The sequence below is a fragment of the Micromonospora sp. NPDC048947 genome (assembly GCF_040649495.1).
Lineage (GTDB): Bacteria > Actinomycetota > Actinomycetes > Mycobacteriales > Micromonosporaceae > Micromonospora > Micromonospora alfalfae.
Map to the genome: position 1 here is coordinate 85,813 of NZ_JBEZFO010000015.1, position 23,881 is coordinate 109,693.

A 23,881-nucleotide genomic window follows, 5' to 3' on the forward strand; every position below is an offset into this window, starting at 1 on the left:
CGCGAAAAATGCACTGAGTGGGGAGTTAGTAATGTTACTGGTGCTACCTCTGCCCTGACCGGCGGTTTATGAACAGTGACTCACCGCTCAGTCCAACGGGTGCCGAAGGCAGCACGTTACGTGTCAGCGGTTAAGGTCACTCTCTGTGGATGCCATCGACCTGAGCCTCGTCGACCTGCTGCGCGGCAACGCCCGACTCTCGTACGCCGAGTTGGCCCGACAGGTGGGCCTCTCGGCCCCGGCCGTGCACGAGCGGGTCGGCAAGCTGGAGAGCAGCGGCGTGGTCCGGGGCTACCGCGCGGACGTGGCCCCGGAGTCGATCGGGTTGGGAGTCACCGCGCTGATCGGCATCGTCGAGGACTCCGGTGCCGACACCGACGACATGCTCGAGTCGCTGCGGGTGCTGCCCGAGATCGAGTCCTGCTACTTCATGGCCGGCGTGGAGTCGTTCCTGCTCAAGGCGCGGGTCGGCACCATCGCCGAGCTGGAGCAGTTGATCGTGCGGTTGAACCGGACGCCGGGGGTGGCCTCCACCCGTACCGCCATCGCGCTCTCCACCAAGTGGGAGAACCGCCCCCAGCCGGTCGGCTCGCCCGCGGCCTGACCGCCGCGTACCCCTGGTGTCGCCCGGCGGCCGGCGGTAGCGTGCGCCGATGACCCCGCCGGCGCGCCCAGTGGCCGTGGTGACCGGCGCTGCCGGCGGCCTGGGCCGCGCCATCGCCACCGCGCTGCACACCGACGGTTGGTCGGTGCTGCTCACCGACCTTGACCCGGCGGCGGTGCGGAGCGCCGCGGCGCCGCTCGGCGGCTGGTCGGCCGCCCTGGACGTCCGGGACGAGGAGGCCTGCGCCGCGATCGCCGCGAACGCGGCAGGCCGGGGCGATCTCGCCCTCTGGGTCAACAACGCCGGCATCCTGGTCACCGGGGCGTCGTGGGAGCACGACGCCGCGACCCGCCGTCGGCTGCTCGACGTGAACACCCACGGCGCCATGAACGGCACCCTCGCCGCGCTGAGCGTGATGCGCGGGCAGGGCCACGGCCACGTGCTCAACGTCGTCTCGTTGGCCGGGCTGGTCGCCGCGCCCGGCGAGACGGTGTACGCGGCCAGCAAGCACGCCCTGCTGGCGTTCAGCCTCGGCACCCTGTCCGACCTGCGAATGGCCGGGTACCGGCGGGTGCGCGTCTCCTGCCTCTGCCCGGACGGCATCTGGACCCCGATGCTGCACGACCGGCTGGACGACCCGGGGGCGGTAGCCTCGTTCACCGGATCGATGCTGACCGCGCAGCAGGTGGCGGCCCGCGCGGTCCGGCTGGCCCGCCGGCCACGTCCGGTGGTCAGCCTGCCCCGCTGGCGGGGAGCGCAGGTGCGCCTGTTGGACGCACTCCCAAGGTTGGCCGTCGCACTCACGCCCCTCGTCCGGGCCGCCGGCCGCGCCGGGCAGCGCCGCCAACGCCGCAGGTCAACGCCGCCGGACCGGCGCTGACCACAGCTGGCCCGCTTGCTAGGTTTCCGAGCGTGACTCATCTCGACCGGTGCGACGAATCCAGCCGAACCTGGGTGACCGAGGCGATCGCCGCCGTCGAGGCAGACGCGAACCGGTCCGCCGACACCCACCTGCTGCCGTTCCCGCTGCCCCGGGAATGGGGGATCGACCTCTACCTCAAGGACGAGTCGTCACACCCCACCGGCTCGCTGAAGCACCGGCTGGCCCGTTCACTGTTCCTCTACGGGCTCTGCAACGGCTGGATCGGGCCGCGCACCACGATCGTCGAGGCGTCGTCGGGTTCCACTGCCGTCTCCGAGGCGTACTTCGCCCGGATGCTGGGCCTACCGTTCATCGCTGTCATGCCCGCCTCCACCTCGCCCGAGAAGATCACGCAGATCGAGTTCCAGGGCGGCCGGTGCCACCTGGTGGATGATCCGGCGAGCGTGGTGGTCGAGGCCCGGTGGCTCGCCGAGGACTCCGGCGGGCACTTCATGGACCAGTTCACCTACGCCGAGCGGGCGACCGACTGGCGGGGCAACAACAACATCGCCGAGTCGATCTACGCACAGTTGGAACTGGAGCGGCACCCGATCCCCGCCTGGGTCGTGGTCGGCGCCGGCACCGGGGGCACCAGCGCGACAATCGGCCGCTACGCCCGGTACCGCCGGCTCGCCACCAAGCTCTGCGTCGTCGACCCGGAGAACTCGGCGTTCTACCCGGCCTGGCAGGCCGCCGACTGGTCGGTACGCACCGGGAAGGGCTCCCGCATCGAGGGGATCGGCCGGCCCACCGTGGAGGCGTCGTTCCTGCCCTCGGTGGTGGACCGGATGGTCCAGGTGCCGGACGCAGCGTCGGTGGCCGCCATGCGCGCCGGATCGGCGCTGCTCGGCCGCCGGGTGGGCGGGTCCACCGGCACCAACCTGTGGGGCGCGTTCGGCCTGATCGCCGCGATGCTCGCCGAGCGTCGGACCGGCTCGGTCGTCACCCTGATCTGCGACCCGGGCGACCGGTACGCCGACACGTACTACGCCGACGACTGGGTGGCCGCCCAGGGCCTCGACCTGACCCCGCACCTGGCCACCATCGACCGCTTCCTTGCCAGCGGGGCCTGGCCCGTCTGACGCGGTCAGCGGGGCCTGGCCCGCCTGGGCCGTCAGCGGGGCGTGGCCCGTGTGGGCCGTCAGCGGGCCTGGCCCGCTCAAGGCCAATCGGCCGGCCCGGCCCGCCCGGGACGCTGATCAGCGCGGGTCGATCCGTTCGGCCAGCCCGGGGTAGCGCACCACGTAGCCGCTGTCATCAAGATCGATGTCGGCCGTGAAGGTGCCGCTGGCGAACCGCACCCGACCCGGCCCGAGCCCGGTGTAGATCTGCTCGGCCGGCACCACCTCAAGACCGGGCAGCAGCACCCAGGCCACGGTGATCCGGTGTGCCACGTCGGCCGGCTCGGCCGCCATCCGAAGGCGGTGGACCGGCAGGGTGTTGAACAGCGGCGAACCGCTCAGGTCGACGTCGAGCGCGTCGGCCAGCCGGTCCGGGTCGTCCGTACCCGGCAGACCGGCCCGGCGGTGACCGGCCGCGACCAGGGCCGCGTCCAGGTCGCCCTGTTCGGCTGTGGTCACCCGCCAACGGCCCGCGGCCCGCTCCAGGGTCACCCGGCGCAGCCAGCCGAGACCCTCGGCCTCGACCTCGACCCGGGTGGTGGCCCAGTCCGGCGTGGTGGTCAGCTGGTAGCGGGCGGTCCACGGGATCGGGTCCACGGCGAGCAGAGTGCCCCGGGCCGCCAACCCTTGGCCGTCGTCGAGCAGAACCTGCTCGCTGCCGGCGGTGTCCGTCCGGGACCAGAAGATTGACTTCGGCATGGTCGGCATGAGCCGGACCTTACGCGACCTGCTCGGTATCGGCAGGGCATGCGCGAACGCCGCCGCGAAGCCTGGGCTTCGCGACGGCGTTCAGTGGATCAATCAGTGGGTACGCGCTGCGGGTCGCCCGCCAAAACCGCGCCGATCGTCACGTGGACGGTCCTCGCGGGGCCGGTCGTCGCGGGGCCGGTCGTCCCGGACCCGGCTCTCCGGGCGGAACCCACCCCGAGCGTCCCGGTCGCCGAAGCGCCGCTCGCCCTGCGGCCGGTCGCCGAAGCGACGCTCGCCGGTCGGTCGGTCGCCCCGACCGTCCCGGTCGCCGAACTGCTGCCGGTCGCCGAACCGACGCTCGCCCTGCGGCCGGTCGCCGTACCCCCGGGTGTCCCGATCGGCGTAACGCCGCTCGCCCTGCGGCCGGTCGCCGTAGCTCCGGTCACCCTGCGGGCGGTCGCTGTGCTGCCGGTCGCCGAACCGACGCTCCCCCTGCGGGCGGTCGCTGTAGCTCCGGTCGCCCTGCGGCCGGTCGCCGAAGCGGCGCTCGCCGGTGGGCCGGTCGCCGTAGCGGCGCTCCCCCTGCGGGCGGTCGCTGTAGCCCCGGTCGCCCTGCGGGCGGTCGCTGTAGCCCCGGTCGCCCTGCGGACGGTCGCCGAAGCGGCGCTCGCCGGTGGGCCGGTCGCCGAAGCGCCGGTCACCCTGCGGACGGTCGCCGTAGCGGCGCTCGCCTCCCGTGCGGTCGCCGAACCGGCGCGGGCCGCCGGAGCGGTCGCCGTAGCCCCGGGGCTCCGCCTCGACGCGGACCGGGACGCCACTGGGCTCGCGGGCGCCGACCAGCTCGGCCAACGCCGCGTCGCCGACCCGGACCCGGGTCTCGGCCGGCGCGACGCCGGCCTTCTCCATCATCGCCAGGGTGGTGCGACGCTGCTTGGGCAGCACCAGCGTGGCAACCGCGCCCGACTCGCCGGCCCGGGCGGTACGCCCCGCGCGGTGCAGGTAGTCCTTGGGGTCCTTCGGCGGGTCGACGTGCAGCACCAGGGTGACCCCGTCGACGTGGATGCCTCGTGCCGCCACGTCCGTGGCGACCAGCACGTTCATCCGGCCCTCACGGAACTCGGCGAGCGTCTTGGTGCGCATCCGCTGGGTCTTGCCGCCGTGCAGCCCACCGGCGCGTACGCCGACGGCCGCGAGCTGCTCGACCAGCCGGTCCACCCCGAGCTGGGTACGGGCGAAGACCATCGTCCGGCCGTCCCGGGCGGCGATCGAGGCCGCCACCGGGAACTTCTCGTGCGGCGGGATCAACAGCATGTGGTGGTCCATGGTGGACACCGAGGCGGTGGACGGCGCCGTGGAGTGGGTGACCGGGTCGGTCATGAACCGCTTGACCAACGCGTCGACGTCACCGTCCAGGGTGGCCGAGAAGAGCAGCCGCTGACCGTTCGCGGGCGTCTTCGCCAGCAGATCGGTCACCTCGGGCAGGAAGCCCATGTCGGCCATCTGGTCGGCCTCGTCGAGCACCGTGACCTCGACGTCGTCGAGCTGGCAGATGCCCCGCTCGATGAGGTCACCGAGCCGGCCCGGGGTGGCCACGATGATCTCCACGCCGCGGCGCAGCGCGTCGATCTGACGGTCGTACGGAACGCCGCCGACGGCGGTCTTGAGGAAGATGCCGACGGACTTGCCCAGCGGCACCAGGGCGTCGTTGACCTGCATGGCCAGCTCGCGGGTGGGCACCAGGACCAGGGCGCGCGGACGCATCGGCCGGGCCCGGTTGCGGTTGGCCAGCCGGGCGATCATCGGCAGCCCGAAGGCGAGCGTCTTGCCCGAACCGGTCTGCCCGCGGCCCAGCACGTCGCGGCCGGCGAGCGCGTCCGGAACGGTGGCCCGCTGGATCTCGAACGGGCTGGTGATGCCCTGCTGCGCGAGCGCCCGGACCAGCGGCTCGGGCAGGCCGAGAGCGGCGAAGCTCATCGGCTCGGCGGTCTCGGTCGGCTCGGCCTGAGCTGTCGCTACCGGCGGGGTGCCGGCCTCGCTCGGGGCGACGTCGAGCTGCTCCCGGGCGGCGTCGGCCCCCGGGACTGAGTTGAAAACGGACGTAACGGTGCTGGGGTCAGCAGAGGTGGTCAACAAAAACCTTTCGAGCGGGGCGCATCTTCGCGATGGCCTGCCGCGGCTGTACCGCCGGATCGCCCGCAAGATCGCCCAGGGGCGCACACCACGCGCGCCGGGTCAGTGATCTCAGCCAGTGTACGGCGGTCTGGCGAAGCCGCCAGCCGGTTGACCGACCGTAGTGGGCGGACTCACCATCGCTGGCGCTCGCTGGCTCACCCGTTGAGCACGCTGCCCACCAGACCGTCCAGGGCGTCACCGGCCAGCAGAACGACCATGACGCTGATCGCCACCAGCAGCCCCAGAGCGGCAGCCAGGACGATCATCACCCGGGCGTTACTGGACCGCTCGGCCGGCGTGTCGGACCAGCCCTGGGCCAGGATGTGCCCGGTCAGCGAGCCGGAGGTCTCCACCGCGTTGGCGGGTATCGCGACAGTGGTGAAGCCGGCGCCCTCGCCGTTGCCGTAGACGGTGCCGGCCAGGTCGGTACGACTGTCGTGCCGCCCACCACGGGCGCCGGCAGCGTCCCGTCCGGCGGAACCAGCCGGCGGGCCGCTCGGCGGCGAGGTCACGCGGGAGTTTCCGGTGTTCCCGTTTCCGGTGTTCCTGGTCGACGAGGGGGCCCCGGCGGTGGATGGTGGCCAGCTCGGCAGCGCTGGTGCGGGCACTACCGGCGGCGCGGAGGCGGGTGCCCCGGCCCATCCGGCACCGGATGTCGGGCGGGTCGCCCCACCGGTGGACGACCACCCGGCCGGTGGCGCGGAAACCGAAGCGCTGGCCCGTACGCCGGGCGTGTCGGACATCGCGGGCGGCGGCGGGAACGGCGGTGCTGGCATCGGGGCGGGCGGGGCCGGTGGCGCCGGCACCGGCGGACCGGGTGGCGGCAGCGGCGGGCTCGGGACGGGCGGCGTCGGCGGGCCGGGAATGGGCGGCACCGGCGAGGGCGGTGGGGTGGGCGGGCCCGGGACTGGTGGCACCGGACCGGGCGGCGGCGTGGGTCGAGGACCCGGCGTCGGCACCGGGCCGGGCGGATACGGGCCAGGGGCCGGCGCGGGCTCCGGTTCCGGTGGCGGCGGCTGGGCCGGCCCCGGGCCGGGTGGCGTGGGGTCCGGCTCCGGCTCCGGAGTCGACGGCGTCGGAGGCTGGGCCGGCTCGGCACCCACCGGCGCGGCTCGATAGACGGCCGGCGTGCTCTCGCGACGGTCCGGGGTGCCCAGGGCGCTGGCAGTGCCCCGGCTGCTGCTCGGAACCGTGGCGCTGGCCCGGGCCGGGGTGGAGGAGTCGCTTCGCTGGCCCGGCAACGACACGTCGGCTGGGCTGGCCGAGCCTGTCGCACGGTAGGTGGTAGCGGTGACCGGAGCGCTGGCCGGCAGGTCACTGCGGAGAGCACCGGCGGTCACGACGCTGGCACGTGCGCGGACCGGTGCCGCAGCCGCGCTCTGGCGCTCGTCGCCGGCTACGGATGCGTCGTCATCGGCCTCGGCCTCGGCCTCGGCTGCGGCGTCCGCGACGTCCGTCGCAGTGCCGCTGCCGCCCGGGTCGCTGCCGCCCGGGTCGCTGCCGACCGGATCGCTGACAGCGGAGGCGGCGTCGCCGTCAGTGGAGCCGGAGTCGGCCGAGCTGGTGGCAGTCGAGCTGGTGTCGCTGCCTGTCGAGCTGGTGGCAGCCGGGCTGGCGTCGCTGGCGGCCACCGGGTCGGCGTTGTCCGGCCCTGATGGGCCGGCCTGGTCGACCACGGGGTCGACAGTCTCCGCCGGATCTCTCTGCTCGGCCATTTCCGCCCTCCGCGCCAATGCTCGCACCCGGACCCGTGACGTCGAGTCGGATGTGCCTGGTTGTCACGGTGCCACAGATCGTCCCGAGCGGACAGCCGGAGCGGTCGTGGCGGATCAGCCCGTGGCGCTGGGGCTGCCCGTCGCGCTGCTACTGCCCGTCGCGCTCGTGCTGGCCTTCGGCGTGGTCGTCGGAGACGCGCTGGTCGGCGCGTTGGTCGGTGCCGAGGGCGCTGTCGACGGAGTGTTGCTCGGGGTGTTCGACGGCTTCGGCGTCTTGCTGACGGAGGGGGTGGGCGTCGGGGTGGTCGTCAGCGTCGGCGTGGGCGTGGGCGTCGGCTTGGTGGTCTTCGTCGGCGTCGGCGTGGGCGTCGGCTTGGTGGTCTTCGTCGGCGACGGGGTGGGCGTCGGCTTCGGGGTCGAGACCGGCGGGGTCGGGTTGGTCACGACCGGCGCCGGCACCGCGCCGATCACCCGGGTGGCGGCGTACAGCCGGGACCAGCGGACGACGGAGATCTTGACGACGTCGCCAGTGGTGGGTGCCTGCACCATCTTGCCGTTGCCGATGTACATGCCGACGTGGTGGATCGTCGTCCAGCTGCTGCCCGAGGCGAAGAAGAGCAGGTCGCCGGGGAGCAGCGCGCTCTGCGGAACGGTGCGCCCCCGGGTGGCGGCGTACTGGTCGCGGGAGACCCGGGGCAGATCGAAGTAGTCGGCGCCGGGGGACCGGTACGCCGCCCACATCAGGCCGGAGCAGTCGAACTGGTTCGGCCCCTCCTCGGACCACTTGTACGGGTCGCCGAGCTGGGCGAGCGCGTACCGGACCGCTGCCAGTGCCCGGGGGTGCGCGGCCATGCCGCTGATGCTCTGGTTGGAGACGTAGCCGGCGCCGATCTGCTGCTCGGCGGCTTCCTGCTGGCGCTCGATCTCGATCAGCGCGGCGGCGTTGTCCCGGCGCAGCTTGAGCAGGCTCGCCTCGGCGGTGCGGAGCGCCGTCTCACCGGTGGTGAACTCCGCCTCGGCGGCGACGAGCAGATTCTTGGCGTCGGCGTGCTTCTGGTACGCGGCCTGCTCGCCGGCGCGGGCCCGGGACAGCTCCCCGGCCACCCCTGTGGTGCCGCCGTCGACCTTCTCGCCCCGGGTGATCGCCTGGAGACGGCTGAGCCCACGGATGTCCTGGGCGAGCTCGCCCGGCGGCAGCGCGGCGGCGGCCTTGACGGCCTCGGCGGCGGCGGTGTCGGCCGTCTGCTGGGCCCGGAGCAGGGCGTCCTGCGCGGTCGCCAGCGCCTTGCCGGCCGCGTCGAGCTGCGCCTGAGCGTCGACGCGTTTCTGCCGCCTCACCAGCAGCTCCTCGCCGAGCGCCCCGACCTGGGCCTCCCCGGCGGAGATCGCGGTGGCCAGCGGACCGTTGCCGATGTTGACCACCGGAGGAACGGTCACGCCGGCGACCGGCGCGCCACCGGGCAGCTGAAGCGAGCCGGTGACCGCCGGGCGCGAACCGGTGTCCGGCACCGTGGTCGGCACGCCGGGCTCCGCGTACGCGGGGGTGGCCAGCACGGCCGCGGCGATCGCGCCGAGCAGGGCGGCCCAGAGCTTCGGACGCAGGACCGGCGAGATCACCGGGCTCCGTCGTCGCTGCCGTCGCCCGCGCCCGCTGTAGATCATGCCGCTCCCCGTCCAACCGCTCGTCGCCGCGCTCGGTGGGCGCGACCGCCGGGACGGTACCAGTGTGTGTGTTCCGCCCCACCTTGTTACTACCGCACCGCGCCACTCATGTCGATGCGTTGTCGGGTTACGGGAGGCTGAGAGTCTGGTGAAGTGGATCGCTGCCGGCGACCGTGCCGCCGGGCCCGTCGGCACCGCGACGTACGCTCGATCCGGACCGCAGGTGGAAGGGACGTGCCATGGACGCCGGACTCAAGCGTGAGCTCGAAGCGAAGGTGTACGCCGGTGAGCGGCTGACCCGGGAGGACGGGGTCGCCCTCTACGAGAGCGACGACCTGACCTGGCTGGGACGGCTGGCGCACCACAAGCGCACCGAGCTGAACGGCGAGCGGGTGATGTTCAACGTCAACCGGCACCTCAACCTGACAAACGTCTGTTCGGCGTCCTGTGCGTACTGCTCGTTCCAGCGCAAGCCGGGCGAGAAGGACGCGTACACGATGCGCATCGACGAGGCCGTCCGCAAGGCCAAGGAGATGGAGGACGAGCAGCTCACCGAGTTGCACATCGTCAACGGCCTGCACCCCACGCTGCCCTGGCGTTACTACCCGAAGGTGCTGCGCGAGCTGAAGGCGGCGCTGCCGAACGTGAAGCTCAAGTGCTTCACGGCGACCGAGGTGCAGTGGTTCGAGAAGATCAGCGGCCTGAGCGCCGACGAGATCCTCGACGAGCTGATGGACGCCGGTCTGGAGTCGCTGACCGGTGGTGGCGCGGAGATCTTCGACTGGGAGGTCCGGCAGCACATCGTCGACCACGCCTGCCACTGGGAAGACTGGTCGCGCATCCACGCCCTGGCGCACAGCAAGGGCATGAAGACCCCGGCGACGATGCTGTACGGCCACATCGAGGAGCCCCGGCACCGCGTCGACCACGTGCTGCGGCTGCGCGAGTTGCAGGACGAGACCGGCGGCTTCGCTGTCTTCATTCCGCTGCGCTACCAGCACGACTTCGTCGACTCGGCGGACGGCAAGATCCGCAACCGGATCCAGGCGCGCACCACGATGGCCTCGCCGGCCGAGTCGCTGAAGACGTTCGCCGTCTCCCGGCTGCTCTTCGACAACGTGCCGCACCTGAAGAACTTCTGGGTGATGCACGGGCTGTCGGTGGCCCAGCTCTCGCTGAACTTCGGCGTGGACGACCTGGACGGCTCCGTCGTCGAATACAAGATCACCCACGACGCCGACTCGTACGGCACCCCGAACACGATGCACCGGGACGACCTGCTGCACCTGATCTGGGACGCCGGCTTCCAGCCCGTCGAGCGGGACACCCGCTACAACGTGGTCCGGGAGTACGACAAGGCCCCGTCGCTGGCCGAGCGGCGTGCCGAGCCGCAGCAGGTCTGGGCCTGAGTCACCACGTACCCTCGCAGTCGATGACCGAGCAACGAGGACCTGAGCAGCAGAGCGGGTTTCCCCGCCGGGACGCCGAGGGCCGCATCCGTACCCTGGGCGATCTGCTCGGGGTGTGCCTGGCCGGCCTGGTCATCGGCGTGCTCGCGTTGGTGTTGTTCGACTGGGCGTTCGCCTCGATCGGCGCCGGCGACTTCGGGCACACGAATGGTTGGCTGGCGGTGATCCTGCCCGCCTGGCTGTTCTGGGACGACTTCCGGGCTTGGGAGTTCGGCGCGGCCCGGGTGGTGGCGGCGGTGGTCGCCGCTGCCGTCGGGGTGTTCGCCGGGCTGCTGATCGCCGGTCTGGGCGCGGGGTTGCCGCCGTTGCTCTCCGGCGCGTTGGCGGCGGGGGCGTTCACAGTGGCGTACGCGGCCCTCTGGTTCCCGGGTGTCCGCTGGCTGGCCCGCCGGACCGGCTGACCACGACCGCCCGCCGGGCGGCTCGACCCTTCCGCCGGCAGTGGCGGGCGACGGAGAGAACGGAGTGGTGCAGGTGAGCGCCGCGCTCAAGTACACGCTGGGCCGGATCGGGCTGTTCGTCGCCGTGCTGGCCGGCCTCTGGCTGATCGACATGAACGTGTTCCTGAAGCTGATGCTGGCGCTGGTGTTCTCCGCTGCGCTCTCCTTCTTCCTGCTGCGTGGTTGGCGGGACGAGATGGCCGGGGAGATCGCCGAGGCAGCCGAGCGTCGCCGCACCGAGAAGGAACGCCTCCGCTCCGCCCTGGCCGGCGAAGACCAAACCCCCACTCCTGACCAAACCCCCACCCCTGACCCTCCCACCCAGGCCCCAGACTCCCCGCGTTGATCATGAAGTTATTGCCACGACACGCCGAGTAGTCGGGCAATAACTTCATGATCAACGGCGCTGGGCGTGGGGCTACCAGTTGGTGGAGCCGGGGACCTTGGGCCAGGGCTTGGCGGTGGGCTTGATCAGGTACGCGATGCCGCCGGAGCCGCCGGAAACACCACCGCTGGCGTTCGTGCGCTTGGTGCGCAGCCAGATCTGCTCGAACTGCTCACGCTTGTAGACGTTGCGCACCACGTCGTTGCTGGACGAGGCCGGGTCGTTGACGATCACGTCGCCGTCGGCGGTGAAGCCGACCACCACGAAGAGGTGCCCGGAGGTGCCGTAGTTCGCCCCGTCCAGCTCACTGGCGAGGAAGGACTGGCTGGTCACGACGGGAATGCCGGCGGCGATGAAACGCTCCAGCTCGTCCAGTGAGTGCAGCCGGGTCACCCGACCCTCCAGCCCGGGGAAGCTGGCCGCGTACGCGGTGTTGAACGGCCAGTTGCCCGCGCCGTCGTACGCGTAGTCGTAGGTCATCCGGGCGGCGTGGTTGACGGTCGGGTCGGGGTAGGTCGGGTCCACCCAGGAGGTGTCGGCCGCCGACGGTCTGCGTCCCCAGTACTCGACCACCATCTCCGTCGAGGTGGGTGAGCACCATGCCTCGCCGCCGCCGTCGTACTCGGGGTAGTGCCCGGAGTGCACGTTCTGCGAGTAGCGCGGCACCGGCAGCTCCCGGCCCCAGGCGATGTGCCCGGCGCTCGGGGTCACTGTGAACCGGTCCGGCACCGTGGAGCTCATCGCGCCCAGCATCCGGACCACCGGGGCGGCGCTCTGCCCGGGTGCGCGGTAGAGGGTCAGCTTGAGCTGGTACGACCGCAGCAGCACCCCTGCGGTGGCGTCGTCGATGCTGAAGGTGTCGGTCCAGATCGTCGACCAGGGGTCGCCCTGCCGGTTGACGCTGGTCCGCTTGATGTCGGTGTCGCCGGACGCCCAGCGACCCAGGACGTACCACGGGGTCTGGTCGCCGCTGGTGTAGCTGCCCTGCATCTCCACCTGGATCCAGGTGCCGGCGGGGGTCTCCGCGTTCCAGGAGGCGATCAGTTCGGTGGCGTCGAACCCGATCCGGGTCACCGGCGAGGTCCAGGTGCCGTACTCCCAGGTGCGGGTGGCGCCGGTGTGCGGGTCCGCGTACTCGGTGGTGCCGGCCGGGCTTGCCAGTGTGATGCCCGCTCGGGCGCCGGGCACGACGCGGGTGCCGGCCCGGCTGCCCCGGTGCCAGTCGGCGGGCCCGGACCAGTCCTGGTAGGTGATCTGCTCGTCGTGGGCGGGGGCGGGCGGGTGGGCCGCTAGCGCGGGCGCGGCGCTGGTGAGCAGGGCGAGCGTGGTGACGCCGGCGAGGGCGGCCGCGCGCAGGCGGGATCTGGCCATTGGTGCTCCGCGGTGTCGAGGGGGCATCGTCGCTGGTCAGTTTTCCGCTTGGAGGGAAGTTTCGCCAGATGTTGATAGGTGGAAAATCATTGCCGCCATGATGATCCGCCTGGGATGGCCAACGCAGCGATCAATATTGATATGACCATGTGACAGGTGGTGAAGTGTCCTTCACCGAGCGGGATCTCCCGCCCATCGAGGAGGTAGTCCATGGCCCTCCGCACGCCCACCCCCCTCCGCCGTGTCCTGGTGCTCGCCGTCGTCACCGGGCTGGGCATCGTCACCGTCGCCGCCGGCCCGGTCACCGCCGGCCCGACCGCCGCCCGACCGGCACCGGACCGCACCGCTGAGCAGGTCGCCGCCGGCTACCGGGTGCTCGGGCCCCGGACCCTCGCCGACCGCAACGCGGTGGCCCGCACCGGAGCCGCCATCGACTACTCCGAACACGGCGTGCTGCACATCTCGGCCACCGCCGCCGAGGCCGCCGCGATCGGCAAGCTCGGCTTCCGGCTGGAACCGCTCGCCCCGCCGCCCAACGCCGAGCGCGGCGCCGGCGACTTCGGCGCGCTGGCCTTCCCGCCGGCCGACTCGAACTACCACGACTACGCGGAACTGACAGCCGTCGTGAACCAGGTCGTCGCGGACCATCCGGCGATCGCGCGCAAGATCAGCATCGGTTCGTCGTACGAGGGCCGCGACCTGATGGCGGTGAAGATCTCCGACAACGTCGGCACCGACGAGAACGAGCCGGAGATCCTGTTCAACTCCCAGCAGCACGCCCGCGAGCACCTGACCGTCGAGATGGCGATCTACCTGCTCAACCTCTTCACCGACAGCTACGGCAGCGACTCCCGGATCACCAACATCGTCAACGGCCGGGAGCTCTGGATCGTGCCGACCGTCAACCCGGACGGCAGCGAGTACGACATCGCCACCGGGTCGTACCGGTCCTGGCGCAAGAACCGGCAACCCAACAGTGGCTCGTCCAACGTCGGCACCGACCTGAACCGCAACTGGTCCTACAACTGGGGATGCTGCGGCGGCTCGTCCGGCAGCACCTCGTCGGAGACCTACCGGGGGCCGTCGGCGTTCTCCGCGCCCGAGACGCAGGCGCTGCGCAACTTCGTCAACGGCCGGGTGGTCGGCGGTGTGCAGCAGATCAAGGCGAACATCGACTTCCACACGTACTCGCAGCTGGTGCTCTGGCCCTACGGCTACACCACGGCGAACACCGCGACCGGGATGAACGCGGACCAGTACAACACCTTCGCCACCATCGGTCAGCAGATGGCCGCAACCAACGGCTACACGCCGGAACAGTCCAGCGATCTCTACATCACCGACGGGGACAGCCTCGACTGGATGTGGGCCACCCACAACATCTGGGCGTACACGTTCGAGATGTACCCGGGCTCGTCCGGTGGCGGCGGCTTCTACCCGCCCGACGAGGTGATCCCGGCGCAGACCTCGCGTAACCGCGAGGCGGTGCTGATCCTCAGCGAGTACGCCGACTGCGCGTACCGGGCCATCGGCAAGCAGTCGCAGTACTGCGGCGGGGGTGGCGGCACCACCGTCTGGTCGGACACCTTCGAGACCGCCACCGGCTGGACCATCAACCCGGCCGGCACCGACACCGCCACGGCTGGTGCGTTCGAGCGGGGCGCCGCCCAGGCGACCACGTCCTCCGGGGCCAAGCAGCTCACCCCGTACGCCGGGTCCAACGACCTGGTCACCGGCCGGCTGGCCGGCTCGGCGGCCGGTGACTACGACCTGGACGGCGGCGTGACCAGCGCCCGGTCACCGGCGGTGACCCTGCCGTCCTCCGGCACGCTGACCCTCTCGCTCGCCTGGTACCTGGCGCACGGCTCGAACGCCTCGTCGGCGGACTACCTGCGGGTGAGCGTGGTGCACAACGGCGGCACCACAGCGCTGCTCACCCAGGCCGGCGCGGCCAGCAACCGCAACGGGAGTTGGGCGGTCGCCAACCTCAACCTCACCCCGTACGCCGGCCAGTCGGTCCGCGTGCTCGTCGAGGCGGCGGACGCGTCCGGAGCCAGCCTCGTGGAGGCGGCTGTGGACAACGTCACCATCACGTCCTCCTGATCGGGTGGGGTCCCGTCCCGCCCCGGCGGGGCCCCACCACCCATTCCTGAGCCTCCAGATCCGGGACAAACCCCTCGTGCGCCACGGCTCCGCGATCGATCCAGTCTGATCGGCCCTTGATCGATCCGGCATCTCCTGGCGGTGCGCTACCGTCTTAGCGACCAGTCCGCAGCGAAGCCGGTGCTCATCCCGGCGCTGTCCCGCAACTGTGATGCCCCACCGCCAGGTGGGGACGAGCCAGGTCGCCTACGGATCGGTCGCGAAACGCGCTCTCGAGGAAGGGCGCCTCGTGGGCGGGCGTACGAAAGTCCCTGTCGGCGAAGCACCACACTCCTCGACCGACAGGAGGCCCCCATGAACAGACGTACCCCTCGACTCTTCGCGGCGACACTCGCGGTTACCGCGCTCGCCCTCGGCGCCTGCGCCGACAAGGCCGACGACCAGCCGAACGCCGGCACCGCAGCCGCCGCCTACCCGGTCACCGTCGGCGCGCTCACCCTCGACAAGCGCCCTGAGAAGATCGTCGTGCTGTCGCCCTCCGCCACCGAGATGCTCTTCGCGATCGGTGCCGGTCCGCAGGTGACAGCCGTCGACGACCAGTCGAACTACCCGGCCGACGTGCCCAAGACCGACCTCTCCGCCTTCCAGCCGAACGCCGAGGCGATCGCCGGTAGGAACCCTGACCTCGTGGTGCTCTCCGACGACCGCAACAAGATCGTCGAGCAGCTCGGCAAGCTGAAGATCCCGGTGTACCAGACCCCGGCGGCGACCACGCTCGACGACTCGTACCGGCAGATCACCGAGCTGGGCACGCTGACCGGGCACGCCGACCAGGCCACCGACGTCGCCACCCGGATGAAGGACGACATCGCCAAGCTGGTCAAGGACCTGCCGCAGCGCACCGAGAAGCTCACCTACTTCCACGAGCTGGGCCCGGAGCTGTACAGCGCCACCAGCAAGACCTTCATCGGCTCGCTCTACAGCCAGGCCGGCCTGACGAACATCGCCGACCCGGCCGACGCGGACGGTAAGAACTTCGGCTACCCGCAGCTGTCCCAGGAGTTCATCGTCAAGGCCGACCCGGACTTCGTCTTCCTGGCCGATGCCAAGTGCTGCCAGCAGAGCGCCGACACGGTCAAGGCACGCAGTGGCTGGGCCGGCCTCACCGCCGTGAAGAACAACCAGGTCGTCGCCCTCAACGATGACATCGCCTCCCGCTGGGGCCCACGGGTCGTGGACCTGCTCCGGGTCATCATCGACGCGGTCGCCAAGGTGCCCGCATGACCGTCGTCAGTCAGTGACCGGGCCGCGACAGGTGTCCGATCCGGCACCAACCGGTCGACTGGCCGAGCCGCCGCCGACAGCCTCGCGGGCCGAGCCACGTTCCGGGGCCCGGCCCGCCGGGCTGCCGTCCGGGGCCCGGCCCGCCGGGCTGCGCATGCGGTGGTTGGTCGCGGGGTTGGTCGCGGTGCTCGTCGCGCTCGTCGTCGGGGTGTCGCTCGGCCCGGTGAGCCTGCCCCCGGGCAGCGTCGCCGCCGAGCTGCTCAACCTGTTTCCCGGGGTGCACCTCGACAGTGGGCTGACCGAGCGGGAGATCGCGATCGTCACCGAGCTGCGCCTGCCCCGGGTGGTGCTGGGCCTGCTCGTCGGCGGTCTGCTCGCCCTCGCCGGTGGTTGCTACCAGGGCGTGTTCCGCAACCCGCTGGCCGACCCGTACCTGCTCGGTGTGGCCGCCGGCGCCGGCCTCGCGGTCACCGCGGCCATCGCCCTCGGCGGCGCCGGTCAGCAGGGCACGCTCTCCGGCTTGCCGATGACCATTCCGCTGGCCGCGTTCGCCGGTTCGCTGCTCGCCGTCACGATGACCTACGTGCTCGGCGCGGCCGGGGGGCGACGCGGGTCACCGGCCATGCTGATCCTGGCCGGGGTGGCGGTCTCCGCGTTCCTCTCCGCCGGGCAGACGTACCTTCTGCAACGACACGCCGACACCATCCAGCCGGTCTACTCCTGGTTGCTCGGCCGGCTGGCCACCGCCGGTTGGCACGACGTGCTGCTGGTGCTGCCGTACGCCGTGCTCACCACAGTGGTGGTGCTGCTGCACCGCCGCGAGCTGGATGTCCTCGCGGTCGGCGACGACGAGGCGAGAAGTCTGGGCCTGCACCCGCAGCGCACCCGATACCTGTTGATCGCCGCCGCCTCGCTGGGCACCGCGGCGGCGGTCTCCGCCACCGGCCTGATCGGTTTCGTCGGCATCATCGTGCCGCACACCGTCCGGCTGCTCGCTGGGTCCAGCTACCGGGTGATCCTGCCGATGTCACTGCTGTTCGGTGGCGCGTTCCTGGCGCTGACCGATGTGGTGGCCCGCACCGTCGCCGCTCCGTCCGAGCTGCCGATCGGGGTGGTGACCGCCCTGCTGGGCGGCCCGTTCTTCGTCCTCGTGCTGCGGACCGCCCGGCGAGTGCTCACGTGAGCCGCGAACCCGTCGCCGGTGCGGCGGCCGTCGAGGTGCGCGGGCTGCACGTAGCCCTCGGTGGCACGCCGATCCTGACCGGCGTCGACCTCACCGTCGCCGTCGGCGAATGGGTCACCGTGATCGGCCCGAACGGCGCTGGCAAATCCACACTGTTGCGCGCCGTCGGCGGCCTGCTGCCCGCGCCGAGAGCGATCACCCTCTTCGGTACGCCGAGTGCCGCGCTGCGCCGTCGGGACCGCGCCCGAATAGTGGCCACTGTGGCACAGTCGCCGGTGGTGCCGCCCGGCATGTCGGTGCTGGACTACGTGCTGCTCGGCCGCACCCCGTACATCCCGACGCTGGGCCGGGAGTCGACCGCCGACGTCGACGCCGTGCACGAGGTGCTGGGGCGGTTGGACCTCGCCGGCTTCCACCGTCGCGAACTGGCCACCCTCTCCGGCGGCGAACGACAGCGGGTGTTCCTCGCCCGCGCGCTCGCCCAGGGCGCGACGCTGTTGCTGCTCGACGAGCCGACCAGCGCGCTCGACATCGGCCACCAGCAGGACGTGCTCGAAGTCGTCGACCAGCTACGCCGGGAGCACGGCCTCACCGTCCTGGCCACCATGCACGACCTCTCCCTGGCCGGTGAGTACGCCGACCGGATGGTGATGCTCGCCGCCGGTCAGGTGGTGGCCGCCGGAACTCCGTCCGAGGTGTTGACCGAGGACCTGCTCGCCACCCACTACCGGGCCAGCGTCCGGGTGGTCCCCGGGGCCCACGGCCCGTTGGTGGTCCCCGTCCGTCCCACCCGCCCCCTGAGCCCCGCTGCTGACGTGGCCAGGGTCGGGGCGCGCGATGGGTTCGTCAGGGGCCCAGGTCGATGACGGAGAAGAGGGCGCCCTGGGGGTCGCGCAGGGCGGCGAAGCGGCCCGCCGGGATGTCGCGGGGCGGGACCAGGATCGTTCCGCCCAGCTCGGAAGCGCGGGCCGCGGCGGCGTCCGCGTCGGCCACCGCGAAGTACACCGTCCAGTACGCGGGCAGGTCGGCCGGGAAGTCGTCGGCCAGCGGCGGCATCATCCCGGCGACGATCTGCGTCCCGAGCCGCCACCCGGTGTACGTCATCGCGCCCACCGCCTGGTCGTCGGGCTGCCAGCCGAACACCAGCTCGTAGAAGACCTTCGCGCCCTCGGGGTCGGGGGTGACCAGCTCGTTCCAGCTCATCGCGCCCGGCACGTTGAACACCTCGGCACCGGCCATGGCCAGCGGCTGCCAGACGCTGAACGTGGCGCCGGCCGGGTCGGCGAAGACCGCCATCCAACCCCTGTCGAAGACCTCGAACGGGGGTACGACCACCTGCCCGCCGGCCCGTTCGACCCGGCCGGCGACCAGTTCGGCGTCGTCGGTGGCGAGGTACGTGGACCAGATCGGGACCTGGTCCGGGATCGCGGGCGGGCCGGCGCCGGCCACCGGCTTGCCGTCGAGCAGGAAGACCGTGTAGCCGCCCGCCTCGGGCTCCGGGGTGACCTGGCCGGTCCACCCGAACAGTTCCGGGTAGAAGCGCCGCGCGTCGGTCAGGTCCGGGGTGGCCAGGTCGGCCCAGCAGGGCGTACCCGGCGGGACGGTGCTCACGTCAAGACCCCTCTCGGCCCGGGCGGCCACGGCGGCCCCCTGCCGGAATCCTGGCACCGTCCCGCCGCGGCTCGGGGCGGAAACGGACGAATCGTCAGCTGAACCGGCGACCCTCGTCCCGCCGGTACGCCCAACCGGCGAGCGCGGCGAGCAGCACCACCCAGACACCGAGCATGATCAGTGCCAGTGGCTCCACGGAGTAGTCGCCAACCGCCGCCCACATCAGTTCGGCCGCGCCCCGGGTGGGCAGGTACGGCGCGATCGTCTCGATGAACCCGGGCGCGTCGCCCGGCGCGGAGAGCAGGCCGCCGCCGAACGCCAGCGGCAGGAACACCACCTGCGCCACCACGATCGCCGCCTTGCTCGGCAGCGAGTAGCCGATGGCGAGCCCCATCAGTGTGAACGGCACCGAGATGACTGCCACGGTGCCGAGGGCCAGCAGGAACGCCGCCGGGGTGAGCTGGGCCGCGGTCAGCGTCGCGCCGATCACCACGACCGGGATCAGCGAGAGGTAGGTCAGCGCCAGGCCGGCCAGCACCCGGCCGGCGAACCGCGGGGTCGGCCCGGCCGGCAAGGTCCGGGTGTACGGGTTCCAGGGCTGGTCGCGGTCCTCGGCGACACCGACGCCGTACTGGAAGATGTTGGCGCTCATCACCGAGAAGGTGACCATCGACGCGGTGGCGTAGGTGGCGCCGACCGGGTCGTCACCGGCGAACGGCACCACGAAGAAGATCATGGAGGCGGCCGGGAAGAAGGCGCTGCCGAAGACGGCCACCGGGATCCGGATGATCTCCAGGAGTTGGTAGCGGGCGTGGACCAGGGCGAGCTGCACTGTCGCCTCCTCAGACTGTGGTGGGTCGGCCGCCGGCAGCGGCGGTGGTGGGTCGGCCGGTGTCGGCTGGCACGTCTGCGTTGGTGATGGCGAGGAACGCCTCCTCCAGCGAGGTCGGCCGTACCTCCAGGTCGGTGAACGGGGTCCGGGCCGTGACCAGCGCTCGGACCAGCTCGTCGGCGTCGGTGGTGAGCAGGTGCAACCGACCGTCGACCCGTTCGGTGCGGACCACCCCCGGCAGGTCGGGCAGGTCGTCGGCGACCAGGCTGACCCGGCGTACGCCCACGATGCCGCGCACCGCGTCGACCGTGTCGTCGGCGAGCACCCGGCCCTGCCCGATGACCACCACCCGGCGGGCGAGCGCCTCCACCTCCTCCAGGTAGTGACTGCTCAACAGCACTGTGCCGCCGTCGTCGTGGAACGCCCGGATCGCGTCCCACAGGGTGTGCCGGGCGGCCACGTCCAGGCCCGTGGTTGGTTCGTCGAGCAGCACCAGGCGGGGTCGGCCGACGAACGCCAACGCCACCGCCAACCGGCGGCGTTGCCCGCCGGAGAGCCCACCGGTCTGCCGTCGGGCCAGGTCGGCGAGGCCGAAGCGGTCGAGCAGCTCCGCCCGGGGCACCGGGTCGGGGTAGTGCGCGGAGACGAAGTCGACGACCTCGCCGACGCGCAGCGTGCTGGGTGGGCCGGTCTCCTGCATCGTGACCCCGATGTGTCGCCGGCTCGCCGCGTCGCGGGGGTCTCCGCCGAACAGCTCGACCCGCCCCGAGCTGGGGCGGCGCAGCCCCACCAGCAGTTTCATCAGGGTGCTCTTGCCGGCGCCGTTCGGCCCGAGCAGGCCGACCAGTTCACCGGCCCGGACCTCAAGGTCGACACGGTCGAGGGCGAGGACGTCGCCGTACCGGCGGCTGGCCTGTTCGGCGCGGGCGAGGGTCATGGCTGCTCCTTCGACTGGGTGGGGTCGAGCAGGGCGCGGATCGATTCGGTGTACTCCTCGAACGCCAGCCGACCTCGCCGGCTGAGCCCGACCAGGGTCGCCGGGGTGCGTCCACGATGGGTCTTGCTGATCTCCACATAGCCGGCGTCCTCGAGCTTGCGCAGGTGCACCGAGAGGTTGCCGGCGGTCATCGCGAGCAGCTCCTGTAGGCGGGGGAACGCGATCTTGTCGCCGACGTTGAGAGCGGAGAGGCTGGCCACCACCCGCAGCCGGGCCTGCGCGTGGATGACCGGATCCAGCTCGGTCACGGCTGCTGTCGCTGTCGCTGTCGCCGCCGGGCGAGCGCGCCGGCCACCAGCATTCCGCCGCCGCCGGCCACCGCCACGACGAGCGGGTGCCAGCCCGGCCCGGCGATCGCCCCGATCACGTTGATCACGCTGATCCAGACGCCCAGCCGGAACAGGTCCTGGTCCAGCCAGACCGCCCCGCCCGCCATGTGCAGCGCGCCGGTCAGCCCGACGGCGGTCGCCGACCAGAGCAGCGCCGCCAGGTCGTGCGGCAGGTGCTCGGAGATCCGGCCCAGCCCCGCGTAGACGCTCACCGAGCCGAGGGCCCAGGCGTACCCGTACCAGCGTCCACGCTGGGCGGACTCGCCGGTCACCTGGCCGTAGGCCCGTACGCTGACCACCGCCTGGATCGCCCCGGCGCTGGCGAGCAGGACGAAGAGGACTGTCAGCGGCAGCCAGCTCGGCAGTGCGACCAGCGCCCGATCACCGGGGGAGAACCGCAGGAAGAACAGCCCGAAACCGACCAGCCAGGCGACACCCCATGGCCAGTAGAGCAGGCGGGCGTCGGGGTCGAGCCGGCGTGCCGTCGCCGACCGTTGGTGCTGGATCAGCCGCAGCGCTGCCGCGGCGTCGGTGGGTGGTGAATCATCGTCGAGGTCCACGCAAACTACTTTACGATACAAAGTCGAGCTGGGTGACCCCGCCATCACCGGCCGGGACCCCCGATCGCGGCGAGCAGTGCCTATGGTGGGGAGTCGCGGCGACTGATCCGTCGCACAGCCCACAGGGGAGGGTCCGTGTCAAGCCCGAGCAATGAGCTGGAGGTCCAGCCGGAGGCCCTGACGGCGTTCGCCGCGGGGTCCAAGGATCGGGCGGCCCGCTTTCGCGAGCTGCACCGCGCCTTCGGCGACGGCCACGTGCCCCGGCACGCCTTCGGAGTGATGCCGGCGTCCTTCAGCCTCGCGGCGACGTACACCGAGCAGTTCGAGGCGTGCCTTCAGGGGCTCGCCGACGGTGCCGAGATGATGGCGGACATCGCCGAAGGGCTCACCGACACCGCCGCCGCCTACACCGGCACCGACGCGGCGAACACCGACCTGTTCGTGCCCGGCCGCCCGCCCGCTCCCGACGTCATCGCGCCCGGCCCCTGGTCGGGTGGCGCCGCCACTCCGAGCGGGTCGGTGCCCGCGTGAGCACCGAGGCGTTGCAGCGCAACAAGACCTACTTCGAGCAGATCGTCTCGGGCACACCCGAACCCTTCAAGCCGCTCTCCAACGCGGTGCTCTGGCCGTTCGAGCAACTGCTGGAGCTGGTCGCTGGCGAACCGGACGACCTGATGCGGGCTGCGCAGCTCTGCCTGGACACCGGTGCGGCGGTGCGGGAGATCGCCGGTGACCAGATCGCCGACCGGGCCCGGTTGCGCGGCGCCTGGACCGGCGACGCCGCCGACAGCTTCCATGCCTCGATGGAATCGGTGGAGGCGGCGATCGAGGAGCTCGCCCAGGGGCTCGACGGCACCAAGGAGGTGCTGGTCGAGGCGGCGAACGCGGCGGTGGACGCGTTCAATCTGCTGGTCGAGCTGATCCTCGAGTTCCTGCTCTGGTTCCTCACCGAGGTGATCATCGCGGCGGTGGCCGCGGCGCTGAGCGCCGGCGTCTCGCTGGCCGCCACAGTGGTCCGGGTGCTGGCCAGGTTGGCCACCACTGTGGGTCGGATGGTCAAGATCGTGGCCCGGTTCGCCGAGGTGCTCACCCGCCTCGCCGCCCGGCTGGGCAAGGTCGCCGGGCAGCTCCGCAAGTACGCGGACACCGTCATGGAGCTCAAGCAGCGCAAGAAGCAGTACAAGCTGCTCAGCAAAGGCGGCTGGACGGCCGAGGGGCGCGCCTTCCAGGTCGAGAAGCTCAAGACTCTGTTTCCCGGCAAGTTCGTCATCAATCAGGTCTCGCCGGTCAACATCCCCGGCTTTGGCGGCGCTCTGCTGGACACCGGCGTGGGCCTGCACGACATCTCCGACGGGCACAAGGACCGCAACTACCTGGTGGACGGCACGTACAGCGAGGACCTGGGCCCGTACACAGCGGGTGTGCAGAATGTCTTCGACTCCATCGTGAACTGAGAGGCAGCCATGACCTTCCCCGCCCTGGACCGCATCGAGGCGCTGGCTCGCAACCTGGACGGATGGCAGCGGCAACTCGCCGACCGGATGGCGGAGTTGGAGCAGACCACCGCCGAGGGTGTCAGCGACTCCGGCCTGGTGCGGGTCACCGCCGCCGCCGACGGCAAGATCGTCTCCACGGAGCTGAACGCACGGGCGATGCGACTGGATTCGTACAGCCTGGCCGAGGAGTTCACCGCAGCCGCCAACCGGGCGCAGGAGGCCGCTGCGGCCCAGGTCCGGGAGTTGGTCGGTGAGGTCATCGGCGCGCCGGGCGCCGGTCCGCGCCAGCCCGGCGACCACGAGGGGCGCTGATGACGGCCGACGAGAGCCAGGCACGGTACGTCGAGGGGATCACCCGACTGCTGGCCGCCGACGAGCGGGTGCGCGCGGTGGCCCAGGTTCGAGCGGGCGGCGGGCTGACCCCGGCACCGCCCTCCCAGCCGTCGGCCCCAACCGCCACTGGTGGGCCGGGCTTCCTGGGTGTCCTGCTCAACGTGCTGTCACCGAACATCACCTTCGGCCGGGCCGACAACGCCGTCGACTGGCTCTTCTTCGGTGTCGGCGGTCGAGGCGAACCGGACTCCCAGGCATCGGTCCTGCACCAGGCCCTGACCGTGGCGGCGAAGGGCCCCGGCCTCCGGAACCTCGTACTGGGGGTCACCGACCAGCGGCTGCTGCTCGGCGCGACAGCACCCGTCGGGCTGCTCTCCAGCTCGGCGGCAGACGAACAGGCGCAGGCCGACATCGAACTGCTCGGGTCCGTGCCGCGCGCCACCGTCGCCGCCAGGGTCGGCAGGTACCGGTTGAACTGGAAGCGGCTGCGGATCGACTTCGCCGACGGGTCGTGGCTGTCGTTCCACGTGCCGCTGGCCGACTCCAGCCGCCCGCTGCGGGAGGTCGCGGCGGCCCTGTCAGCGGGCTGACCCGCCGACCCT

24 protein-coding genes are annotated in these 23,881 nt (G+C 71.9%); 14 read left to right on the plus strand and 10 right to left on the minus strand.

Annotated features, from left to right (window positions below):
• Nucleotides 1-145 precede the first annotated feature (145 nt).
• From AB0B98_RS21705 to AB0B98_RS21715, 3 genes are read left to right on the plus strand one after another with little or no spacing between them, the layout of a single operon-like run.
• Entirely contained in the window at nucleotides 146-604 is a 459-nt protein-coding gene (locus AB0B98_RS21705) for an Lrp/AsnC family transcriptional regulator (protein WP_238668705.1), read from the plus strand.
• Nucleotides 605-653: 49 nt separating this feature from the next.
• Nucleotides 654-1,484: an SDR family NAD(P)-dependent oxidoreductase gene (locus tag AB0B98_RS21710; protein ID WP_357364810.1), complete on the plus strand. Its 831-nt coding sequence runs from the start codon at nucleotides 654-656 to the stop codon at nucleotides 1,482-1,484.
• A 32-nt stretch (nucleotides 1,485-1,516) separates the two neighbouring features.
• Nucleotides 1,517-2,608, plus strand: a complete 1,092-nt coding sequence (locus tag AB0B98_RS21715; protein WP_357364812.1) for a PLP-dependent cysteine synthase family protein — start codon at nucleotides 1,517-1,519, stop codon at nucleotides 2,606-2,608.
• A 117-nt stretch (nucleotides 2,609-2,725) separates the two neighbouring features.
• Here the strand turns inward: AB0B98_RS21715 and AB0B98_RS21720 are convergent, their stop codons facing one another.
• From AB0B98_RS21720 to AB0B98_RS21735, 4 genes are all read right to left on the minus strand, one after another.
• Complete coding sequence (locus AB0B98_RS21720) at nucleotides 2,726-3,346, minus strand: putative glycolipid-binding domain-containing protein (RefSeq protein WP_238668901.1); 621 nt, start codon at nucleotides 3,344-3,346, stop codon at nucleotides 2,726-2,728.
• 102 nt (nucleotides 3,347-3,448) lie between these two features.
• Nucleotides 3,449-5,311, minus strand: coding sequence for a DEAD/DEAH box helicase (locus tag AB0B98_RS21725; protein ID WP_357364918.1), 1,863 nt, complete (start codon nucleotides 5,309-5,311; stop codon nucleotides 3,449-3,451).
• A gap of 353 nt (nucleotides 5,312-5,664) precedes the next feature.
• Complete coding sequence (locus AB0B98_RS21730; RefSeq protein WP_357364813.1) at nucleotides 5,665-7,224, minus strand: hypothetical protein; 1,560 nt, start codon at nucleotides 7,222-7,224, stop codon at nucleotides 5,665-5,667.
• Nucleotides 7,225-7,338: 114 nt separating this feature from the next.
• Nucleotides 7,339-8,886: a C40 family peptidase gene (locus tag AB0B98_RS21735; RefSeq protein ID WP_357364815.1), complete on the minus strand. Its 1,548-nt coding sequence runs from the start codon at nucleotides 8,884-8,886 to the stop codon at nucleotides 7,339-7,341.
• A 239-nt stretch (nucleotides 8,887-9,125) separates the two neighbouring features.
• Between AB0B98_RS21735 and mqnE the strand changes: the two genes are divergently transcribed.
• The 3 genes from mqnE to AB0B98_RS21750 all read left to right on the plus strand — a co-directional run bounded on the left by mqnE (nucleotide 9,126) and on the right by AB0B98_RS21750 (nucleotide 11,141).
• Nucleotides 9,126-10,295 carry an aminofutalosine synthase MqnE gene (gene mqnE / locus AB0B98_RS21740; protein ID WP_091395685.1) on the plus strand — a complete coding sequence of 390 codons (1,170 nt, stop codon included), beginning with the start codon at nucleotides 9,126-9,128 and terminating at the stop codon, nucleotides 10,293-10,295.
• A 23-nt stretch (nucleotides 10,296-10,318) separates the two neighbouring features.
• Nucleotides 10,319-10,756, plus strand: coding sequence for a hypothetical protein (locus AB0B98_RS21745; RefSeq protein ID WP_091395682.1), 438 nt, complete (start codon nucleotides 10,319-10,321; stop codon nucleotides 10,754-10,756).
• A 73-nt stretch (nucleotides 10,757-10,829) separates the two neighbouring features.
• Nucleotides 10,830-11,141, plus strand: coding sequence for a DUF4229 domain-containing protein (locus AB0B98_RS21750; RefSeq protein WP_357364818.1), 312 nt, complete (start codon nucleotides 10,830-10,832; stop codon nucleotides 11,139-11,141).
• Between the two features lie 72 nt (nucleotides 11,142-11,213).
• On the opposite strand, the gene AB0B98_RS21755 is transcribed toward AB0B98_RS21750, so the two are convergent.
• On the minus strand, nucleotides 11,214-12,551 hold the full coding sequence (locus AB0B98_RS21755; RefSeq protein ID WP_357364820.1) for a C39 family peptidase: 1,338 nt from the start codon (nucleotides 12,549-12,551) through the stop codon (nucleotides 11,214-11,216).
• Between the two features lie 210 nt (nucleotides 12,552-12,761).
• Between AB0B98_RS21755 and AB0B98_RS21760 the strand changes: the two genes are divergently transcribed.
• The 4 genes from AB0B98_RS21760 (at nucleotide 12,762) to AB0B98_RS21775 (ending at nucleotide 17,987) form a co-directional block, all read left to right on the plus strand.
• A complete protein-coding gene (locus tag AB0B98_RS21760) occupies nucleotides 12,762-14,654 on the plus strand; it encodes a M14 family metallopeptidase (RefSeq protein ID WP_357364822.1) in 1,893 nt (630 codons plus the stop codon).
• A 354-nt stretch (nucleotides 14,655-15,008) separates the two neighbouring features.
• On the plus strand, nucleotides 15,009-15,938 hold the full coding sequence (locus AB0B98_RS21765) for an ABC transporter substrate-binding protein (protein WP_238668715.1): 930 nt from the start codon (nucleotides 15,009-15,011) through the stop codon (nucleotides 15,936-15,938).
• Nucleotides 15,939-16,092: 154 nt separating this feature from the next.
• Nucleotides 16,093-17,121 (plus strand): iron ABC transporter permease, encoded by a 1,029-nt coding sequence (locus AB0B98_RS21770; protein WP_238668903.1) that lies wholly within the window; start codon nucleotides 16,093-16,095, stop codon nucleotides 17,119-17,121.
• Nucleotides 17,118-17,987, plus strand: coding sequence for an ABC transporter ATP-binding protein (locus AB0B98_RS21775; RefSeq protein ID WP_357364825.1), 870 nt, complete (start codon nucleotides 17,118-17,120; stop codon nucleotides 17,985-17,987). Before AB0B98_RS21770 ends, AB0B98_RS21775 begins: the two co-directional genes overlap by 4 nt.
• Here the strand turns inward: AB0B98_RS21775 and AB0B98_RS21780 are convergent.
• The 5 genes from AB0B98_RS21780 to AB0B98_RS21800 all read right to left on the minus strand — a co-directional run bounded on the left by AB0B98_RS21780 (nucleotide 17,968) and on the right by AB0B98_RS21800 (nucleotide 21,450).
• The gene (locus tag AB0B98_RS21780; RefSeq protein WP_238668717.1) at nucleotides 17,968-18,732 is read right to left on the minus strand and encodes a VOC family protein; all 765 of its coding nucleotides are present in this window, start codon (nucleotides 18,730-18,732) and stop codon (nucleotides 17,968-17,970) included. The two genes, AB0B98_RS21775 and AB0B98_RS21780, sit on opposite strands and share 20 nt — an antisense overlap.
• Nucleotides 18,733-18,826: 94 nt before the next feature.
• Nucleotides 18,827-19,564: an ABC transporter permease gene (locus tag AB0B98_RS21785; protein ID WP_357364827.1), complete on the minus strand. Its 738-nt coding sequence runs from the start codon at nucleotides 19,562-19,564 to the stop codon at nucleotides 18,827-18,829.
• Between the two features lie 10 nt (nucleotides 19,565-19,574).
• Nucleotides 19,575-20,501 (minus strand): ABC transporter ATP-binding protein, encoded by a 927-nt coding sequence (locus AB0B98_RS21790; RefSeq protein WP_357364828.1) that lies wholly within the window; start codon nucleotides 20,499-20,501, stop codon nucleotides 19,575-19,577.
• A complete protein-coding gene (locus AB0B98_RS21795) occupies nucleotides 20,498-20,809 on the minus strand; it encodes a transcriptional regulator (protein ID WP_357267490.1) in 312 nt (103 codons plus the stop codon). The genes AB0B98_RS21790 and AB0B98_RS21795 overlap by 4 nt, the downstream gene beginning before the upstream one ends.
• Nucleotides 20,806-21,450 carry a transporter gene (locus AB0B98_RS21800; protein WP_357364829.1) on the minus strand — a complete coding sequence of 215 codons (645 nt, stop codon included), beginning with the start codon at nucleotides 21,448-21,450 and terminating at the stop codon, nucleotides 20,806-20,808. The genes AB0B98_RS21795 and AB0B98_RS21800 overlap by 4 nt, the downstream gene beginning before the upstream one ends.
• 135 nt (nucleotides 21,451-21,585) lie before the next feature.
• Here AB0B98_RS21800 and AB0B98_RS21805 point away from each other — a divergent pair, with 135 nt between their 5' ends.
• The 4 genes from AB0B98_RS21805 to AB0B98_RS21820 are packed head-to-tail and all read left to right on the plus strand — an operon-like array spanning nucleotide 21,586 to nucleotide 23,869.
• A complete protein-coding gene (locus tag AB0B98_RS21805; RefSeq protein ID WP_357364831.1) occupies nucleotides 21,586-21,981 on the plus strand; it encodes a type VII secretion target in 396 nt (131 codons plus the stop codon).
• Entirely contained in the window at nucleotides 21,978-22,904 is a 927-nt protein-coding gene (locus AB0B98_RS21810; protein WP_238668723.1) for a WXG100 family type VII secretion target, read from the plus strand. Before AB0B98_RS21805 ends, AB0B98_RS21810 begins: the two co-directional genes overlap by 4 nt.
• 9 nt (nucleotides 22,905-22,913) lie before the next feature.
• Nucleotides 22,914-23,258: a YbaB/EbfC family nucleoid-associated protein gene (locus tag AB0B98_RS21815; protein ID WP_357364833.1), complete on the plus strand. Its 345-nt coding sequence runs from the start codon at nucleotides 22,914-22,916 to the stop codon at nucleotides 23,256-23,258.
• The gene (locus AB0B98_RS21820) at nucleotides 23,258-23,869 is read left to right on the plus strand and encodes a hypothetical protein (protein WP_357364836.1); all 612 of its coding nucleotides are present in this window, start codon (nucleotides 23,258-23,260) and stop codon (nucleotides 23,867-23,869) included. The genes AB0B98_RS21815 and AB0B98_RS21820 overlap by 1 nt, the downstream gene beginning before the upstream one ends.
• Nucleotides 23,870-23,881: the final 12 nt, after the last annotated feature.

Excerpts from the sequence above, each read along its gene's own strand:
- AB0B98_RS21790 (WP_357364828.1), bottom strand. The coding sequence starts at position 20,501 with ATGACCCTCGCCCGCGCCGAACAGGCCAGCCGCCGGTACGGCGACGTC.
- AB0B98_RS21770 (WP_238668903.1), top strand. The coding sequence starts at position 16,093 with ATGCGGTGGTTGGTCGCGGGGTTGGTCGCGGTGCTCGTCGCGCTCGTC.
- AB0B98_RS21765 (WP_238668715.1), top strand. The coding sequence starts at position 15,009 with ATGAACAGACGTACCCCTCGACTCTTCGCGGCGACACTCGCGGTTACC.
- AB0B98_RS21710 (WP_357364810.1), top strand. The coding sequence starts at position 654 with ATGACCCCGCCGGCGCGCCCAGTGGCCGTGGTGACCGGCGCTGCCGGC.
- mqnE (WP_091395685.1), top strand. The coding sequence starts at position 9,126 with ATGGACGCCGGACTCAAGCGTGAGCTCGAAGCGAAGGTGTACGCCGGT.
- AB0B98_RS21730 (WP_357364813.1), bottom strand. The coding sequence starts at position 7,224 with ATGGCCGAGCAGAGAGATCCGGCGGAGACTGTCGACCCCGTGGTCGAC.
- AB0B98_RS21745 (WP_091395682.1), top strand. The coding sequence starts at position 10,319 with ATGACCGAGCAACGAGGACCTGAGCAGCAGAGCGGGTTTCCCCGCCGG.
- AB0B98_RS21725 (WP_357364918.1), bottom strand. The coding sequence starts at position 5,311 with ATGAGCTTCGCCGCTCTCGGCCTGCCCGAGCCGCTGGTCCGGGCGCTC.
- AB0B98_RS21815 (WP_357364833.1), top strand. The coding sequence starts at position 22,914 with ATGACCTTCCCCGCCCTGGACCGCATCGAGGCGCTGGCTCGCAACCTG.
- AB0B98_RS21820 (WP_357364836.1), top strand. The coding sequence starts at position 23,258 with ATGACGGCCGACGAGAGCCAGGCACGGTACGTCGAGGGGATCACCCGA.
- AB0B98_RS21755 (WP_357364820.1), bottom strand. The coding sequence starts at position 12,551 with ATGGCCAGATCCCGCCTGCGCGCGGCCGCCCTCGCCGGCGTCACCACG.
- AB0B98_RS21735 (WP_357364815.1), bottom strand. The coding sequence starts at position 8,886 with ATGATCTACAGCGGGCGCGGGCGACGGCAGCGACGACGGAGCCCGGTG.
- AB0B98_RS21720 (WP_238668901.1), bottom strand. The coding sequence starts at position 3,346 with ATGCCGAAGTCAATCTTCTGGTCCCGGACGGACACCGCCGGCAGCGAG.
- AB0B98_RS21760 (WP_357364822.1), top strand. The coding sequence starts at position 12,762 with ATGGCCCTCCGCACGCCCACCCCCCTCCGCCGTGTCCTGGTGCTCGCC.